13 protein-coding genes are annotated in these 16,959 nt (G+C 40.5%); 1 reads left to right on the top strand and 12 read right to left on the bottom strand.

The annotated features are described in order from the left end of the window. Nucleotides 1–99: 99 nt before the first annotated feature. From A5882_RS07355 to A5882_RS07300, 11 genes are all read right to left on the bottom strand, one after another. Nucleotides 100–783, bottom strand: a complete 684-nt coding sequence (locus A5882_RS07355) for a hypothetical protein (protein ID WP_086372603.1) — start codon at nt 781–783, stop codon at nt 100–102. Nucleotides 784–955: 172 nt separating this feature from the next. Further along, nucleotides 956–2,431, bottom strand: a complete 1,476-nt coding sequence (locus A5882_RS07350) for a helix-turn-helix domain-containing protein (RefSeq protein WP_016620737.1) — start codon at nt 2,429–2,431, stop codon at nt 956–958. Between the two features lie 234 nt (nt 2,432–2,665). Continuing rightward, complete coding sequence (locus A5882_RS07345; protein WP_086372602.1) at nt 2,666–4,903, bottom strand: excinuclease ABC subunit UvrA; 2,238 nt, start codon at nt 4,901–4,903, stop codon at nt 2,666–2,668. Nucleotides 4,904–5,264: 361 nt separating this feature from the next. Continuing rightward, the gene (locus A5882_RS07340; RefSeq protein ID WP_016612449.1) at nt 5,265–5,846 is read right to left on the bottom strand and encodes a GNAT family N-acetyltransferase; all 582 of its coding nucleotides are present in this window, start codon (nt 5,844–5,846) and stop codon (nt 5,265–5,267) included. Nucleotides 5,847–6,011: 165 nt separating this feature from the next. Beyond that, a complete protein-coding gene (locus A5882_RS07335) occupies nt 6,012–6,488 on the bottom strand; it encodes an SAM-dependent methyltransferase (RefSeq protein ID WP_034872811.1) in 477 nt (158 codons plus the stop codon). Between the two features lie 86 nt (nt 6,489–6,574). Next, nucleotides 6,575–7,393 carry a MerR family transcriptional regulator gene (locus A5882_RS07330; protein WP_016612447.1) on the bottom strand — a complete coding sequence of 273 codons (819 nt, stop codon included), beginning with the start codon at nt 7,391–7,393 and terminating at the stop codon, nt 6,575–6,577. 178 nt (nt 7,394–7,571) lie between these two features. After that, nucleotides 7,572–8,471 (bottom strand): hypothetical protein, encoded by a 900-nt coding sequence (locus A5882_RS07325; protein WP_035006566.1) that lies wholly within the window; start codon nt 8,469–8,471, stop codon nt 7,572–7,574. 1 nt (nt 8,472) lies between these two features. After that, complete coding sequence (gene celB, locus A5882_RS07320; RefSeq protein ID WP_086372601.1) at nt 8,473–9,753, bottom strand: PTS cellobiose transporter subunit IIC; 1,281 nt, start codon at nt 9,751–9,753, stop codon at nt 8,473–8,475. A gap of 707 nt (nt 9,754–10,460) precedes the next feature. Next, entirely contained in the window at nt 10,461–11,204 is a 744-nt protein-coding gene (locus A5882_RS07310; RefSeq protein WP_008377866.1) for a hypothetical protein, read from the bottom strand. Between the two features lie 482 nt (nt 11,205–11,686). After that, entirely contained in the window at nt 11,687–12,022 is a 336-nt protein-coding gene (locus tag A5882_RS07305) for a nucleotide pyrophosphohydrolase (RefSeq protein ID WP_061053736.1), read from the bottom strand. Next, entirely contained in the window at nt 11,985–13,679 is a 1,695-nt protein-coding gene (locus tag A5882_RS07300) for a DUF2075 domain-containing protein (protein WP_086372600.1), read from the bottom strand. The genes A5882_RS07305 and A5882_RS07300 overlap by 38 nt, the downstream gene beginning before the upstream one ends. Before the next feature lie 883 nt (nt 13,680–14,562). On the opposite strand from A5882_RS07300, the gene A5882_RS07290 reads away from it, so the two are divergent. Further along, nucleotides 14,563–14,871, top strand: a complete 309-nt coding sequence (locus A5882_RS07290) for a hypothetical protein (protein ID WP_008377858.1) — start codon at nt 14,563–14,565, stop codon at nt 14,869–14,871. A 674-nt stretch (nt 14,872–15,545) separates the two neighbouring features. On the opposite strand, the gene sufB is transcribed toward A5882_RS07290, so the two are convergent. Further along, entirely contained in the window at nt 15,546–16,937 is a 1,392-nt protein-coding gene (gene sufB / locus A5882_RS07280; protein ID WP_005232103.1) for a Fe-S cluster assembly protein SufB, read from the bottom strand. Nucleotides 16,938–16,959 lie beyond the last annotated feature (22 nt).

Here is a 16,959-nt window from a genome sequence, read left to right as displayed (position 1 = left end):
CCTTTAGCAAAAGAAAATCATTATTTTCATAAACACCTGAAATAGATGAATAAATAACCTACCTCTTTCACTGTGTGAAAGGCTGTCTCTTATACACATCTAGATGTGTATAAGAGACAGGTCTAAGGAAACATAATCCAACCCGATATTGATCAGATCAGTGATTCTCGCTTGGATGTTTTGAAGCAGGGGGTGGACACTCTCCTCCGAGATTTCTTGAAGAACCGTCAATAGTTCATCCACTTGCATCGCCAAAACGTCCGCAATCGAATAGCCCGCGATTTTACACGCGAGTACTTGTGGATTGAATCGTTTTCCCTGACAGTCAGGACACTTCTGCTCATTCATGAAAGAAGCGATTTTCTTCTGCGTAGCAGCGGAGCTTTCATTGCCACCTTTGATATTGGAGCGATTAAAACGAGCGACTAAGCCTTCATAGGTGGAACTCATGCCTTCCATATACAAGGAATCGATTTTTTCTCCTTGGGCATACAAAAAGCGGTTCATTTCCTCTTCGCTATATTCTTTCAACGGCTTGTCATTGTCAAAAAAGCCCGTATTGGTGAAGGACTTCAGTAGCCAAGAGCCGACTTTGTAGCCAGGAAGCAGGATTGCCCCTTCGTTCAAGGACTTTTCAAGATCCAGTGCCTTTTCTAAATCTAACCCGACGATCCGCCCAATCCCTTCGCAAGTGGGACACATCCCATGAGGGTCATTGAAGGAAAAATTCCATGCAGGACCTAAATACGGTTGACCAAGACGAGAAAAGAGCAAGCGGATCAAGGGGTTGATATCTGTCTCTTATACACATCTAGATGTGTATAAGAGACAGGTCCTTACTAAACTAAGAATAGCGTGGTCCTTTAGCAAAAGAAAATCATTATTTTCATAAACACCTGAAATAGATGAATAAATAACCTACCTCTTTCACTGTGTGAAAGGTACGGGAATGGGTTTAAAAAAGCGGTTTTTGATACGGGTTTATTTTCCGTTCAAGATGTTCCCAATCTCGATCATCTGGAAGAGATTTTAATAATAAATAATCTGTTTTGACTTTGTAATCGACGAGATAGCGATTGTAATTGGTCACGATCAAATCAATATGTGATCCATTTAGCGTCTTCTTTGTTAAATATTGCAGCTGCACAAAGGTCAACTCGTGCTTGCTGCCAAACCGCTGGATTGCTCGAGTTTGAATGTGCTGGCACACAAAATGATCTCCTTCTAGGAGAAAATAAATGGTTTTTGCTGGTGCGTAATAATCGAAAATCAACTCGCTATAAATTGTTAAACTGACACAGATATCTTCTAAGTAAGCACTAGACAAAGAGAGTTTTTTGCTCTGCTCCTTAAGAAATTGTAAGTTCTTTTGATAATTCTCGCTGTTGGAACGCATGATCACTTCTTTGATATCATCCATTTCCTTGTTCAAAACCGGCGCAATCGCATGGTTTATTTTCCTCGATAAAAAGAAAGAACGTAAAAATGTTGCAACCGTAATGGCTTGCTCTTTGGGCACATCATGGTTCTGCAGAAACAATTCGGCCACGTTTGCAATCGCTGTACCTTGATGAAACTGACGGTAAAATTTTTGCTCTCGTTCTTCTTGATCCAAGGTTCGCTTACACAGGGTGACCAAGTAAATCCAAGCAAATTCTTCTTTGGGCAACTGGGTCTGATAGATTTCTTCAATGCCTTTTTTCAAGGAATAAAGTTTGGCGAAACTATTCCCTTTATACGCTTGCCTGACCAGTTCTTTGGGCACAGTGATATGATAGCCAAGGCTCGCGCGTTTGATGGCAATATAAAACGTATAGTAAAACGCTGCGGGGGTCGCCCCAGATCCGATTTCATAATAGCCGAACTTGTCATCCAATTGCCCTAAAATCAAGTCATGCAATGCTTGGTCTGGGACCAATGTATAGATCGTTTCGACCCCTTCATAATAAAAATCTTTGAAAAACTTACGTAAGTTGGCTTCGCTTCCTTCAATCGTTAAAGGATTGGAGGTCCATTGTAAGCCATAGCTTTTCAAAATAGGGTTGCGCTGATTAAGTAAGCGCCGAAATGTACTCTCTGAAAAATGGTAATGATGTGCTAGCTCATCCACCTTAGCTAACTTGCCATGAAAGATATTCCCGATAATTTCAAATAAGCATTCATTTTTTAACAAACTTTGTTTTCTTTTTTGATATTCTGTAGGCTTTTTCTCTTCGAAAACAAACCCGCTATTGCCGGAAACAAGAACTATACTGTCCCCAAAATATTCTTTCATGTATTTGATATCATTGGCAATCGTCCGCTGAGTTACCTGATTGCGCTCAGCTAAGTCGCCAATCGTAAACACCCGATCTCGCTCAATCGTACTCAACAGCCGAAACAACCGCGCGGTTGTGCGGTTGCTGATGAAGGCCAATTGCAGCTCTCTCATCCACTCCACTCCTTTTTCAAGAGATTCTTTTCTATACTATTACATAAATAGACCACTATTTGGTAATTATATACTCAAATTTACAGTATTTTTATCAAAAAACCTACTAATAATGAAAAAAATAGCGTTCTGAATTTTATTTTCTAACTTGTAATCGCTTCTTCGATGGAATGAAAAAAGCCGCAAGCAACACTCGATGAAAAGAGCTGCTTACGGCTAGTCTTGGTTTTTTCGTTAAAATAAATACTGCGCAGTAATCGACGATTGACAATTGATCAGTTGGTCTGGGGTTCCTTCGTACAAGATTTCACCACCACGAATTCCACCATCAACACCGACATCGATCAGCCAATCCGCTGCTTTCATGACCTCAAGGTTGTGTTCGATCACGATCACCGTGTTGCCTTTTTCCACTAATCGTTCGATGATCGCCAAGATGCTTTTGATGTCTGCCATGTGCAATCCGGTCGTTGGTTCATCCATAATGTAGATATTGCCTTTTTTGCTTAATTCTTTTGCTAACTTCAGTCGTTGGCATTCACCGCCAGACAAGGTATTTAATGGCTGTCCGAGGGTCATGTATCCTAGACCTACAGCCAAAATCTGTTTTAGTTTTCTTTGAATCGCTTTTTCCTCAAAAAACTCCACCGCTTCCGTGATACTCATGGCAAGGACTTCATCGATCGACTTGCCTTTCAAGCGATACTGGTAGACTTCTTCTTTAAACCGTTTGCCGCCGCAGGCCTGACACAAAACCTCGACGGAATCCATAAAGGACAGCTCCATCTTGATGGTCCCGTGGCCCTTACATGTTTCACAAGCACCTTCGGAATTGTAGGAAAAAAGACCTGCTGAAACCTTGTTTTCTTGCGAAAACAACTTGCGAATGTCATTCATGATTCCTGAATAGGTTGCAGGATTAGAGCGAATATTCCCCGCCACCGCTGATTGATCGATCGTAATGGCTTCAGGGTATTCTTTGGCAAAAACACCATTTACCAAACTGCTCTTTCCAGAACCAGCGACACCGGTCACCACCGTAAATACCCCTAATGGCACCCGCAGTGCTGTATTTTTCAAGTTATGCAGCGTCGATTTTTTCGTTTCGATAAACTGTTGGCTTCTGCGAGGGGCTTCTTTGAAATCCACCATCTGTCCAAAGGCTTTGCCAGTCAGTGTATCTGAGCGCAGCAAACCTTCAAAGGTTCCTTCGTAAGTAATATAGCCGCCATTTTTTCCAGCTTTAGGACCAACATCGATAATATGGTCGGCTGCTTTAATGACATCTGGATCATGCTCCACTACGATGACGGTGTTCCCTTTGTCCCGTAGTTTGACTAACAATTCATTCAATCGGTGGACATCCCTTGGATGCAGCCCAATACTCGGTTCATCAAAAATGTAGATCACATCGTTCAAGCTAGAAGACAAGTGTTTGACCATTTTTACCCGCTGACTTTCCCCACCAGAAAGCGTCGTTGTTTCACGGTCTAAGGAAACATAATCCAACCCGATATTGATCAGATCAGTGATTCTCGCTTGGATGTTTTGAAGCAGGGGGTGGACACTCTCCTCCGAGATTTCTTGAAGAACCGTCAATAGTTCATCCACTTGCATCGCCAAAACGTCCGCAATCGAATAGCCCGCGATTTTACACGCGAGTACTTGTGGATTGAATCGTTTTCCCTGACAGTCAGGACACTTCTGCTCATTCATGAAAGAAGCGATTTTCTTCTGCGTAGCAGCGGAGCTTTCATTGCCACCTTTGATATTGGAGCGATTAAAACGAGCGACTAAGCCTTCATAGGTGGAACTCATGCCTTCCATATACAAGGAATCGATTTTTTCTCCTTGGACATACAAAAAGCGGTTCATTTCCTCTTCGCTATATTCTTTCAACGGCTTGTCATTGTCAAAAAAGCCCGTATTGGTGAAGGACTTCAGTAGCCAAGAGCCGACTTTGTAGCCAGGAAGCAGGATCGCCCCTTCGTTCAAGGACTTTTCAAGATCCAGTGCCTTTTCTAAATCTAACCCGACGATCCGCCCAATCCCTTCGCAAGTGGGACACATCCCATGAGGGTCATTGAAGGAAAAATTCCATGCAGGACCTAAATACGGTTGACCAAGACGAGAAAAAAGCAAGCGGATCAAGGGGTTGATATCCGTGATCGTCCCTAATGTGGAGCGGGAATTGCCGCCTAAACGGCTTTGATCAACTACTACCGCCATCGAAAGATTGTCGATGGCATCGGCATCGGGCTGGCTGTATTTTGGCAAAAAGTTGCGGACAAATTTCGAAAAGTTCTCATTCAGCTGTCGACCAGCTTCTTGTGCGATCGTGTCAAAGACGATCGATGACTTGCCAGAACCAGAGACACCCGTGAAAATCGTGATTTTTCTTTTGGGAATCTTCAAGTCAAAGCCCTTCAAATTGTTCTGCCTGGCGTTGTGGATCGTAATGTATTCCTGCATGCTATACCCTCCCAGATTCTATTGAATTTTTACAGTGAGCGACCATTATAGCACAAACATTCTCGCTGTTTCTCGGAATTTTGCAAAAAAACTATGTTTATTTTATGTTTTGTTCTCAATGTTGGAATAGCAAGGATAGAGGGCTTATGCAATTTTTCGATAACTATTGTATAGGAAGGAATTTAGAGTGCGAACGAAGTTAGAAGATAGAGCGAAGAAGGAGTATTTTGAATGACCTTAAATTGCTAAAAGGTAAAAAACAGTCCATTTCCCCTTGCTTGCAAAGTGAAATGGACTGTTTTCATGAAATAACCTTTAATCGTTTGAAGCCGAATGTTAGAGATCGGCCAGATCAGCCAGATCAGCTCACTACAGTTGACGGAAACGTTTTGATCAATGTCACCGTTTCTTCTGCCCCATAATCCCCTTCGGCATATAAAGCAAGATACTCTTCCAACAAATAGTCAGCAAGGTCTTGGGTAGATTGCGTAAAACCAGCCTTTTCGTAAGATCTGACTGCAGGGATATTTTTTCTCGATGGTCGCATCATCAATTTTTGAATGTCGAATGTTTCATGTAAATGATCACCGAGGGTGACGATCGCATCGGTACCAAATCCTTTACCACAATGACCTTCTCGATTCAACCAGATATCCAATTCTGCTATGCCGTCTTTTAGATGAAACGAGGAGTAACTAATAAAGCCAATAGGTTCACCTGCATGTAGAATCAAAAAGCCTCTGCCATCTTGCGGTTGGGCACCAGTAAAGTAATACTCTTGATAGTCCTCAAAAAACTCTGCTTCAGTGGCGATCGGTGCATTAGGATAAGAAGGTGGTCCGGAATGATATTTTGTGGTTTCAGAGTGAAAACACCATTGATAGACCGCTTCTTTATCTTTGATTTCCGCAGGGGTTAAAGTGACTTTGTTGCCTGTTAGCATGTGGTGTACTCCTTTCGCTCTTCCTAATGTTCCCCCCAATTATAGCGGAGGATGTCCCTTAAAAACAAACCGCGTTTTTTCTTTACTTGAATCGAACATCGACATTTCTTAAATTTTCATTGTTGCGCCAACAATCTACCGATTGATTCCTCTATTTTTTATCCTCTAAAAATTAAATTCATTTTCCCAATTAAAATCAGCAGATTCTTCTAAACTGTTCGGCCAATGATGGCACCAGGAAGGAACTCTGGGCACTTCTACTCGATCCAAACTTGGTGTGTACGGTTTGATATCTATTAGTGGCGTTTGGTCGTTTGCATCAATATAAGGAATAGAAAGAATTCCTTTCTCAACATCGACTGATAATACTTGAACAACACTTAATGCAATTGGATTTGGTCGGATGGGTGATCTCGTAGCAAATATCCCCATTTTTTCAGGCGCATGTTTATAGGGTTGCTCAGCATCCAAAATCATTCGATACTTTGCATCCGCAAAATCACTGAACCACCATACTAATTGAAGGTGACTAAATCCTTCAATCCCTGCCAAAGCTGGAACATATTCTTTCTTTAGCTTGAGCAAGCATCCGTCCTCATTGTTTTGAATGATTCCGATCGGTTGTAGTTTATATTCTGTCATTTTCTTTCCTCCATTTCCTCTTTGTGCTCTTAGAATAGTGCCTGACACAATGTGAGAGTCAAGAGAAAATAGAAAAAATCTGCTACTCATCGTTTTATGAGTGGTATTTGTATTTCAGTCAAATAATTGCTTTCCTCCTGCTCATTCCAAGGACCGCGATGCACGATTTGCCTGTCTGGTCCGTCCATTTGGTAATAAGGATGTTCTTGTAGCCACTCAGCCAAGGACAAATAGACGTTGGCTATGTTGGAGAATGCACCGTACACCATCGTGCACGCCATAATTGGCACTGCCTCCGTTTCGTAGATAGAAAATACTTTGGAATCTACTTGCAGGCCTGCTTTCACTTGCACACACAATTCAACATCGACATTTTTTTCTTTAAACTCTTGGTCGTGATAAATCGAAAATGATTGTCCGAAATTCTTTATTTTATGAAGCTCCATAAAAGTGGCTAGTTCTCTCCACAGTTCCTCTTCAGCAAAATAATTTGGTATGACTTTGCGAAGGGAGAGCACATGATAACTCGGGACTGCTTTCATTGTGACCTGATAATTGCGCTCTGTTCGTTCCTTCGTCAATTCTAATTTAGCTACTTCTAGTTTGATTAATTTTTGTTTTTCCGCCTCTATAGTTGTCTCAATTTCATCTTTTTTTCTTTCTAATTGTTCTGCAAGGAAGTCCTGCTCTTGGTTTTTCAGCAACACCGCAATTTCTGCTACACTAAAGCCGCTATCACGCAAATAGAGTATTTTATTGAGTTCAGGCAATTGAACAGCCGAATACAGTCGATAACCAGTAAACGTATCAATCCTATCGGGCTTTAATAGACCCATCTCATCATAGTAACGCAACATTCTGATACTCACTTGAGAGAGCTTTGAAAATTCACCTATCTTAAACATACGCACCTCCGATAGATTTATTATAAAAACACTTTATCCACACTTCAATGCTACTCACTATAAAAAACCGAAACAAAGAACTCACTCTCTGTTTCGGTCTTGCTTCATTATTCAACATTCAACGAAAAATTCTTCTAACACTTCTTGCATTTCATAGGCATGTGCCGATTTGTTCCACCTATCGGTTCACTGAGACGGCCATTCGGTGATAGGTATGGCGCTTGCCTCTGATGGCGATGGATAGTTGCAAGATGTTCTCGGGATCAGCGGTCCCAGAAAAACCTGCATCTCCGATATGATGAAGGTCGCAGCCGGCACGTTTGCTAGTCAATGCCAAGGCACGGATCGTACCTGTATCTGCACCTTCCTGTGTAGTACCGATGGTGCCCATGACCAACTTCTCTTTTTGGTGGATAAAGGCCACTAGATCACTCATGTGTTGTTCACTCAGCCCAGGAATCGTGCCCGCAATGGGTACAAGAATAACATCGGCTCCAGCTTGAATGAACGCAGACGCAATTTCTTCATCTAACACGGGTTCATTGACACCAGCTCCGTGCATTTTTCCAGCAATAATGATCCCAGAGAAAATGGCTCTTGCTTGTTTGATTGCCGCTGTGATCTCTTTATTTGAAACGCCAGTTGAAGGATTTCCTGTCAGACAGATAAAATCAAATCCAAGTGCTTCTGCACGAGCCATGTTTTTTTTTGTTGCCAAACGCCCTGTAGCGATAGTTGTCAACTGTTCCATCTGCTCCGCACAATCGTCGACAGGCTCAAGATTGACCCCAACAGGCCGCCCCGTTAAGCACTGCAAAAAGCGAATGGGGTCATCCGTTGTCGGTAATCCTTTGATAGCGCCGTTTTCGAAATCAAATAGGTTCAGCAAAATCAAATCCGCCCCAAATGCAGCGACGAATTCAGCATTAGTGATTCCTCTAGACATCGGATCGATTTGGACATCATTTTCTGCTACGATCGTCCGACCGGCACTTCCTCGGATACTTTCCAATAGTTGGTCTTTATCAAATGATTTAAAATCAGCTGCCGTGCAATTCAATAATCGTTTTGTCTTCATTTTATGCCCCACTTTCTGAACCGAGTTCACTGGCTAATGTCCGATTATCTAGCATTTTGAAGAATGGATAATAGATGGCGATAGAAACCGTCAGATTCACCAGCTGTAAGATTGCCCCCGAAATATGTCCGCCTGTGGCTAGATAACCGCCGATGATTGGCGGCATCGACCAGGGAACCAAAACGACGGCAGGTTGGACGATCCCCATGGCAACTGTCGTATAAGAGATGACATAGCACACGACCGGCGTCAGAATATATGGGAACAAAATCAATGGATTCATGACAACAGGCAACCCAAACATGATGGGTTCATTGACATTAAAAACCGTTGATGGAAATCCGAGTTTCCCCAACTCTTTTAAATACTTACTTTTACTTCTGACTAATAGCAAGATCGCCAAGCCCAAAATCACCCCACTACCGCCAATCCAGACAAAGGTATTCATAAAGGTATAATTGATGATATGCGGAATCGTTTCGCCGTTTTGAAAAGCGATCCGATTTTCATCGATCATTTGAATCCATGTCGGCTGCAGGACGCTCAAGACCAAGTCCCAACCGTGGATGCCCACTGACCAAAACAATGACGTAAACATAATGGCAAATAGACCACCTATAAAGCCTCCGCCAATGATCGATAAAGGTTGTCCCACAAGGCTGTACAGCAGATCATGAACATTCGTGTTGCCGAATGATTCCACTAATAAACGAATCACCCAGAAAAGCGAGAGGCAAAAGAATGAGGGGATCAATGCAATAAAGGAGCGACTGACCGCCGGGGGAACGTTTTCTGGCATGCGAATCACGATATTCTTTTGTACGAATAATCGGAAAATCTCCGCCGTGATTAGACTAGTGATGATTGCTACGATCAGCCCGCGGCTACCAAGATAAGACATTTGAATGCCGCCATCTTCAATCGGAGTGACTAAAAGAAAAACCGACGCTGCCAATACACCGGCAGATAAACCGCTGACGCGGTAAGTGGTTGCTAAACTATACGCAATAGCAAAGGAATTGAACAGCGCCATCACACCAAAGGTCACTTGAACGACAAAGTCTAATTTGCTGCGCCATTCCCCGCCAAAAATACTCGTAACAAATAGGTTAAAGCCTTCCCATGGAACGTTAGATAAAATAACAAAAATGGAGCCGATAATAATCAAAGGCATCGTGGTGACAAGTCCATCACGGATGGCAACCAGATGCTTTTCACCGCCAATTTTCATTCCCCATGGCAGCATTTTTTCTTCCATAAATTTCTTTAACGAATCCTTCATAAGCTTCCTCCTTAACCTTAAAAGATCGCTGAAAGAGTGCGTTCAGGTATCTTTTCGAAGTGTGAATAGAAACCAAGGCTTGCCACCTTCAAGAACCTAGGATTGAAGTGCTGATCGCCAAAACGCTATTGCTATGAACACAGTAAGAACGCAAGGCATTGGATTTCTCAACTATGACTGCCTATTTTCCATGCAACTGTTCTCAACTGATCTTCACACCTTTTATTTGCCGCAAACGATCCTGCGCATGAACCGTTTCAAACGACAAAAAAGGCATTGGACAAGATTGTCCAATGCCTTTGGCATAGCAAAATAAGCGTCCAGCATCCCACGGTTTTTGCCCAAAAACCTGCCTGAATCTACTAGAAATCGACAAGGAAATCGGGTACAATAAACACGTTGATGCCTTTGGCGATCAACTATGGCAACTTGATTGGTCATCCGTCTTAAGGGTGTGACTGATCAGGGCCTCGTAAATCTGTTGGCGCAGAGATACGAGGTGCCTATTTTTTTGGTTTCTATTCGCTTACATTTTATAGAATGTTTTTGGGAAAAGCAAGCGAACATCGTAACAAAATTGTAAATAATGGTCAAAAAAATAAAAAACTATTGTGATTTGTTCGATTGAAATAGAAAATAGTAATTACTTTGCGTATTTATAAAAAAAGGAGGACCGAATCATCCATGATTCAGTCCTCCTTTTCGCGTTAGACAAATACAAACAAAATTCCAGAGCAGATCGTGCCTACCAATAGCCCACGAATACTGCCTTCCCCTTCATTGGGTAACTCAAATTTGATGATATTCACCAGCAAAGCGCCGGTGATCAAGGCTTCAATGATGACCACCAAATAGTAGGGCAATGATACAAAGAGGGAGAACGCCGCTCCCGCGAAAATACTGAAGGAAAGCACAAAGCGGCCATATTTGTTATAAAGGGCACCATGATGGTGATAGAGCAACCAATCGTTCATGAGAAAGTGCAAACCAAAAGCGATAAAGTAGGTCAAAATGTAGAAACGCTCTGATAGCGTATTGGCAATCACGATATAGCCGATCATAATATTATAAATCACATGAAAAGCGATATCCGACCAAAAAAAGGCGTTTTTGGCACTGGTGATGTCTTTCTTTTCTAACACCATAAACGTCCGCTCATCGATTTTGTAGATCACGTAACTGAAGACTAAGCCAAACAAAACGATGCCATAGACCCCATGACTATAAAAAATCCCCGAATCCCAGCCAAATTCATCGATCAACACCGTTTGAAAATACGCCAAATGGGGCAATAGATGAACGATCGCATAGGAGATCCCTACCCCAGCGGCAAAGGAGCTCATGTATTGCACGTTTAGTTTTCTGGATGAGATAACATTTGAAAATAGATGGATGAAGATAAACCCTAAAGTGATCATGCAATTCACAAAATTATTTGTTAAATACGTCATTGTTTTCCCCTTCTTATATTCCGTTTGCGGCAACGTTTAATCGCAATTTTCAATAACGAAGTCTTTTTAATTAGTTATTTTTGGTTATTTTCATGAAATATTCTTGTTTACTATACAGTAAGTGGGCTTGGGGGGCAATAGGTTTTTTAGGTTTTTGGGGGAGAAATATTTTTGATAGAAAACGACCTTCATTGTTGCCGATTTTTTACCGATGATCTTGTCTTCATTTTCGGATAGGATAATCTTGTTTTTGCTCTAGCAGATACTAGGTCTAACTTCATTTTTTATCAAAAATTGCGCTTATTTGAAGTTAACTTCAAATTTCCGAAAAATTGTAACCAATTTGAAGTTATCTTCAACTTTCTCAATTATGACAGATTTTTGACGTTCGTAACCAATCGCAGATGAATTCAGAAAGCCGTTGCTGCTCCTATTCCATCAAAAAAAGAAGCAAGAACCTGCAGCGTCCTTGCTTCTTTTTGTTACAATTCATTATACTTCTTTTTCGAATCTTTACTTTCTTTCACCGGATACTTCATGTTGTTTTTTTCCAGCTTTTCTTTGATGATCTCATCAATATCAAGACCCAAATTGTCTGCCAGCATATAGGAATAAATCAGAACATCGGCAATTTCTTCTTTTAGATGTTCGAAATCTTGAGTGGCTTCTTCAGGTGTTTTCCATTGAAAAATCTCCAACAATTCGGCGGCTTCGATGGAGATAGAAATAGCTAGATCTTTTTCATTATGGAATTGTCGCCAATTGCGATCATCTCGGAATTTATTGATCCGTTCCATTGAAGAGGGTTGGTTTTGCATGGTAGGACTGGCTCCTTTCGTTTTGTAGGGTTATGAGTTTTTGGCGCAGATTGGGATTGATTGCATAGATGTAAAGCCCTTTGATTGCTCGTTTCATTAATACATTCAATGAATTAAGGATGATCGTTTCTTTGGCTTTCTTCGTCAATTCTTGGTTCATATCGTCACGTCCCGTAAACGCCCCTTTGTCCTCATATTTATCGATATCGATGACAAGCTGGTCGGTCTCTGGATCGTAATCAACGGAAGGGCCAATGACGACTCCTACATTGTTTAAATCAAACCCTTGGACGGTGTAGATTGAACCGACTTCACTGATTGTATCTGGTCGCTCCGCCCATGTTCGCTTCGTATCGGTCGTATTCCATGGCAGGTTGATCCCACCAGGATCTACAAGATATGAAGCTCCGTCTTTCTTATGAACATAATCGAATGTTGAGATGATCCGTGACAGACCTTCCTTTTTATCGAGAGAAAAGATTTTGTTCTTCAACGCATCATGGGTTTCCATAATCTGAAGCTCAAAAGATGCTGTCGATTCTGGAATCGGTGTTACACGTTTTTCTACGATATCATCGATCCATTGAATAATTTGTGGACTACTTTTCATTCTTAATTGATCTTTTAGCTTAAAGCGAGAAGCATTGTACCTTTTCTGAAACTGATCCAATTTGTCCTGATCCCAATAACTTTTGATTTTCAATACTTGCTTCGGATCAAAGATACAAATCGTGATTTTTGCTCGCTTGATAATCTCTTCTAGTTGGTTTTCATAGTGAAAACTGTTATAGCTGTCTTTCTTCGTTAAAAGCAAATGGGCCTCATCCACAATAACGATGTCTGGGTGCAACTTCTGATTATCTGTTTTATTAATAAAGGAAGTTGGCTTTAACATATGATTCTTTTTTAAATTTGGCAAACTTTCTGCCATTGTATGATAGGTTTTTAACATTTCTGAATGGTTGACCAACAAATAGTTATCGGTGCCTTTTAATACAGGCTCTGACTTTGTATAGTCTTGAAGGGTGTTATAGAGAGATGCCAAAAGGACGCTCTTTCCCGTTCCAGCTTCTCCTTCGATCATCAAGACTTTTTGTGTCTCATCCTGCTGAATCGCTTGTTTACAGTACTCAATGATTTCAAGTTTTATATCTAACTGTTCTGGCGTCAGTTCTTTAAAAGGGGATAATTTATATACATCTTTGTTGCGAATCGTATCGATTGAGTGCTTCGCCAATTGACGCCTTTGCAATTCTTCCCATAACTCTTGGAAGACCACTTCATCATAATACTCTTTTTCATAATACTGATGCATCTGCACCTGTCTTGTTTGACTGACATTTTGTAACTGAAACTGCTCATCCCCAATGAAGTGATTGATCAAATTGGTTTCGATATTGTAGGTCGCTGATTGATTGAATTTTTCATGTCCAATCAGCAAGACTTCTTTAATTTCTCTGCGCTTAGAGTTATTCAAGTGCTGCTTCAATCGTTTGTTCACTTGAACCGTTTGACCAATGTACGCAACAGGCCTTTTCTTTTCATTTCGGTTGTAGAGTATGTAAACGACTGGGTACTGATCGATATAAGCCGTCGTTATGCTAGATAGCTCACCTTTCTTGAAATGATGATCTTCTATGATTAGTTGGTTGGTCATATTTTAGAGTCTCCGTTTAGTGTCTATTCCATTAAGGTTATTTATTTTAGTATATCATTGCATATTTTGCTCTTAAAGCATTAAAGACAAAATTGGTAATTTTTTGTTTTAGCAAAATAACCATTATCTAAAAAAATCGCTATTGATTAATCTACTAATTTCGCCCAACTTGCATACTTTGCTAATGATTTAATAGACTAACTTATTATCCTGAAACTCTTTTCAAACGAATCCTCTCTATGACGTTCTAAAATAGATAGCTGAAAATCCCCTTTGATAATTCATCAAATATCCTCTGTTTAGGATATTTATAAATTGTTTAGTAAATCAAAAAAATATTTTTCAATATTAAAATAAATAAATATTTTATAATTTTAATTTGACTAAATCATTCAATATGCGATAATCATTTACGAAAGGATGATTTGATGAACCATACAGTTACCAGCCTAAGATATCTACGGATCGCTCAAATTCCTTTGTTAACATACTATATTTATTTAGCCGTCCATGACAATATTTTCGAAGCAATTCCATTACTGTTAATCAGTGGTATTTTAGATCTCGTGTACCCGCCAGACTACGCAAACCAGTCATTTTGGTTCCCTTATAAAAAGAAAACAATATTTTTAAAAAGCAACAATTTGTTTCTGGAAAGAGCTCTAGAAATCTTAACCACAATTGTTCTTGGTATTTTCCTATCTCTTGTTTTTTAAAGGAACAACTTGTGATTGTTGGTTCCCTTCTACCCAACAACTAAATTATTTTTCTATTGCTCACTATTTTATCCATTTGTCTATTAAAATGGATTTATTAAATGAATAACGAATCCTTGACTGTTGAGATGACGCTAGTATTTAATCGAATGGAAAGGTGATTTTTTATGAAAAGAATTTGTTTTGTCTTAGTTTTGAGCAATGGATTATCTTACACACCATTAACTCCAGGTGTTCTTTATCAAAGAGACACAAGCCTCAAAGACTATTTTTCACCGTTTTACGACGTTTCAATCAATTATCTGAGAGATAAAGATACTGTTGATTACTTGGTCCTTCCTGAGCCATTCGCTCCTTTTGATAATGAAAATAACCTCCCCATCATAAAAGTTCCTTCTAAATTTTTTCTGACTAAAGATTTTGAAAAAATTAAGGATTACATTGATGACTACTTTAAAGAAAACGATGCTAAGTAATACTAATCTTCGATCGTTTTAAGCTCTTACTGATTGATACCGTTATCAATCAGTTTTTTCGTCGGATTGTCAACTTATTTTGGGACGAGAAAACAGTCCGAATATTCTAAATTTATTCTTTTGCGATAAAATTATTCCAATATAGATAATAAGGTAATATTTATTTGGTAGCTCTCAATTATTCTTATACTTAGCTGAGGGCATCACTTGCTTGACCAAAAAATTCAATGATCGAATACGGGCTAACGGTTTTAATTTAACTTAAAGGGGTTTTAGTTTTGACAGACGAAAGATGGTTCCAAATAAGAAAAAGACGAAAGATAGAATTATATGTTTGTCTTTTAGTCGTTTTCCCAATGGTCTATGGGCTATGGTTCAACATAGTTTTTCTTGTACAATATACTGCACTACTTTTTTGTATCGCAGTTTTAACAGCAATTTATGAACTCGGAAAACTATTAATTGATAAAACTCTAAGAAAAAGGTAGTAATGTTCAATCTATATTTTGTAGGTTGGACATTACTACCTTTTTCTTGAAGGAATTTAATAACAATAAGCCTAAAGAAGATACAAAAAGGAGCACTCCTTAGAGTACTCCTTTTTCATTATTTTATGGAAAACAGTAACATACTAATCAAGTCAATGAAGCTTTGAATGTAATAGTGTACCCCTATTACCCCACAGACCCTTCCATCTCATAACTAATCAACCGGTTCAATTCGACTGCGTATTCCATCGGTAATTCTTTGGTGAATGGTTCGACGAATCCCATGACGATCATTTCGGTTGCTTCGCTTTCGGAGAGGCCGCGGCTCATTAGGTAGTACAGTTGTTCTTCTGAGATTTTGGAGACTTTGGCTTCGTGTTCTAGGGACACTTGGCTGTTGTGGATCTCATTGAATGGGATGGTATCAGATTTCGATAGGTCATCCATGATGATGGTGTCACACTCGATATGGGAGATAGAGCCTGCGCTCTTCTTGCCGAAGGTGACTTGTCCACGGTAGTTTACTGCACCGCCATCTTTAGAAATTGATTTTGAGACGATGGAGCTGGAGGTGTTTGGTGCATTGTGAATCATTTTTGCACCAGTATCTTGGATTTGGTTGGCACCTGCAAAGGCAATGGAAAGCATCGTGCCTCGTGCGCCTTTGCCATCAAGATACACACTTGGGTATTTCATCGTTGTTTTGGCACCTAGGTTGCCATCGATCCATTCAACGGTAGCACCTTCTAAGGCTTTGGCCCGTTTGGTTACTAGGTTGTAGACGTTGTCTGACCAGTTTTGAATGGTGGTGTAGCGGCAGTAAGCGTCTTTTAGGGTAAAAATTTCAACGATGGCTGCGTGCAAACTATTGCTTGAATAGGTTGGGGCGGTACAGCCTTCGACGTAATGAACGCTGGCGCCTTCGTCAACGATGATCAATGTTCGTTCGAACTGACCGGTATTTTCGGCATTGATCCGGAAATAGGTTTGCAATGGCACATCGACACGAACGCCTTTTGGTACATAGATAAAGGTACCACCTGACCAAACGGCTGAGTTTAAAGCAGCAAGCTTGTTATCGGTTGGTGGGACTAATTTTGAAAAGTATTGTTTGAACAGCTCAGGGTATTCCTTCAAGGCTGAATCGGTATCGGTAAAGACGATGCCAAGTTTTTCAAACTCTTCTTTCATGTTGTGGTAAACGACTTCTGATTCGTATTGGGCAGAAGCGCCAGCCAGGTATGCCCGCTCGGCTTCTGGAATACCAATGCGCTCAAAGGTCTCTTTGATTTTTTCTGGTACGTCATCCCAATCACGGGCAGGACGATCACTTGGTTTTTGGTAATATTTGATGGCATCAAAATCGATGTCAGACAGATCCGGGCCCCAGTTTTGCATGGGCATCTTGTTGAAGGCTTCAAGAGACTTCAAGCGGAACTCAAGCATCCATTCTGGCTCTTGCTTGACCCGTGAGATTTCACGGACGATGTCTTCGGTCAATCCTTCGCCGGTACTAAAAACAGGCTGCACGTCATCGTGGAAGCCAAATTTATATTCTTCTAATTCGGGTACACCCATGGTTCTCACTCCTTTTGTAGTG

It is taken from the genome of Enterococcus sp. 4E1_DIV0656, from assembly GCF_002140695.1.
Classification (GTDB): Bacteria; Bacillota; Bacilli; order Lactobacillales; family Enterococcaceae; genus Enterococcus_D; species Enterococcus_D entomosocium.
Note: the sequence above shows the minus strand (reverse complement) of the source record. Positions and strands in the feature narration are given on the sequence as shown.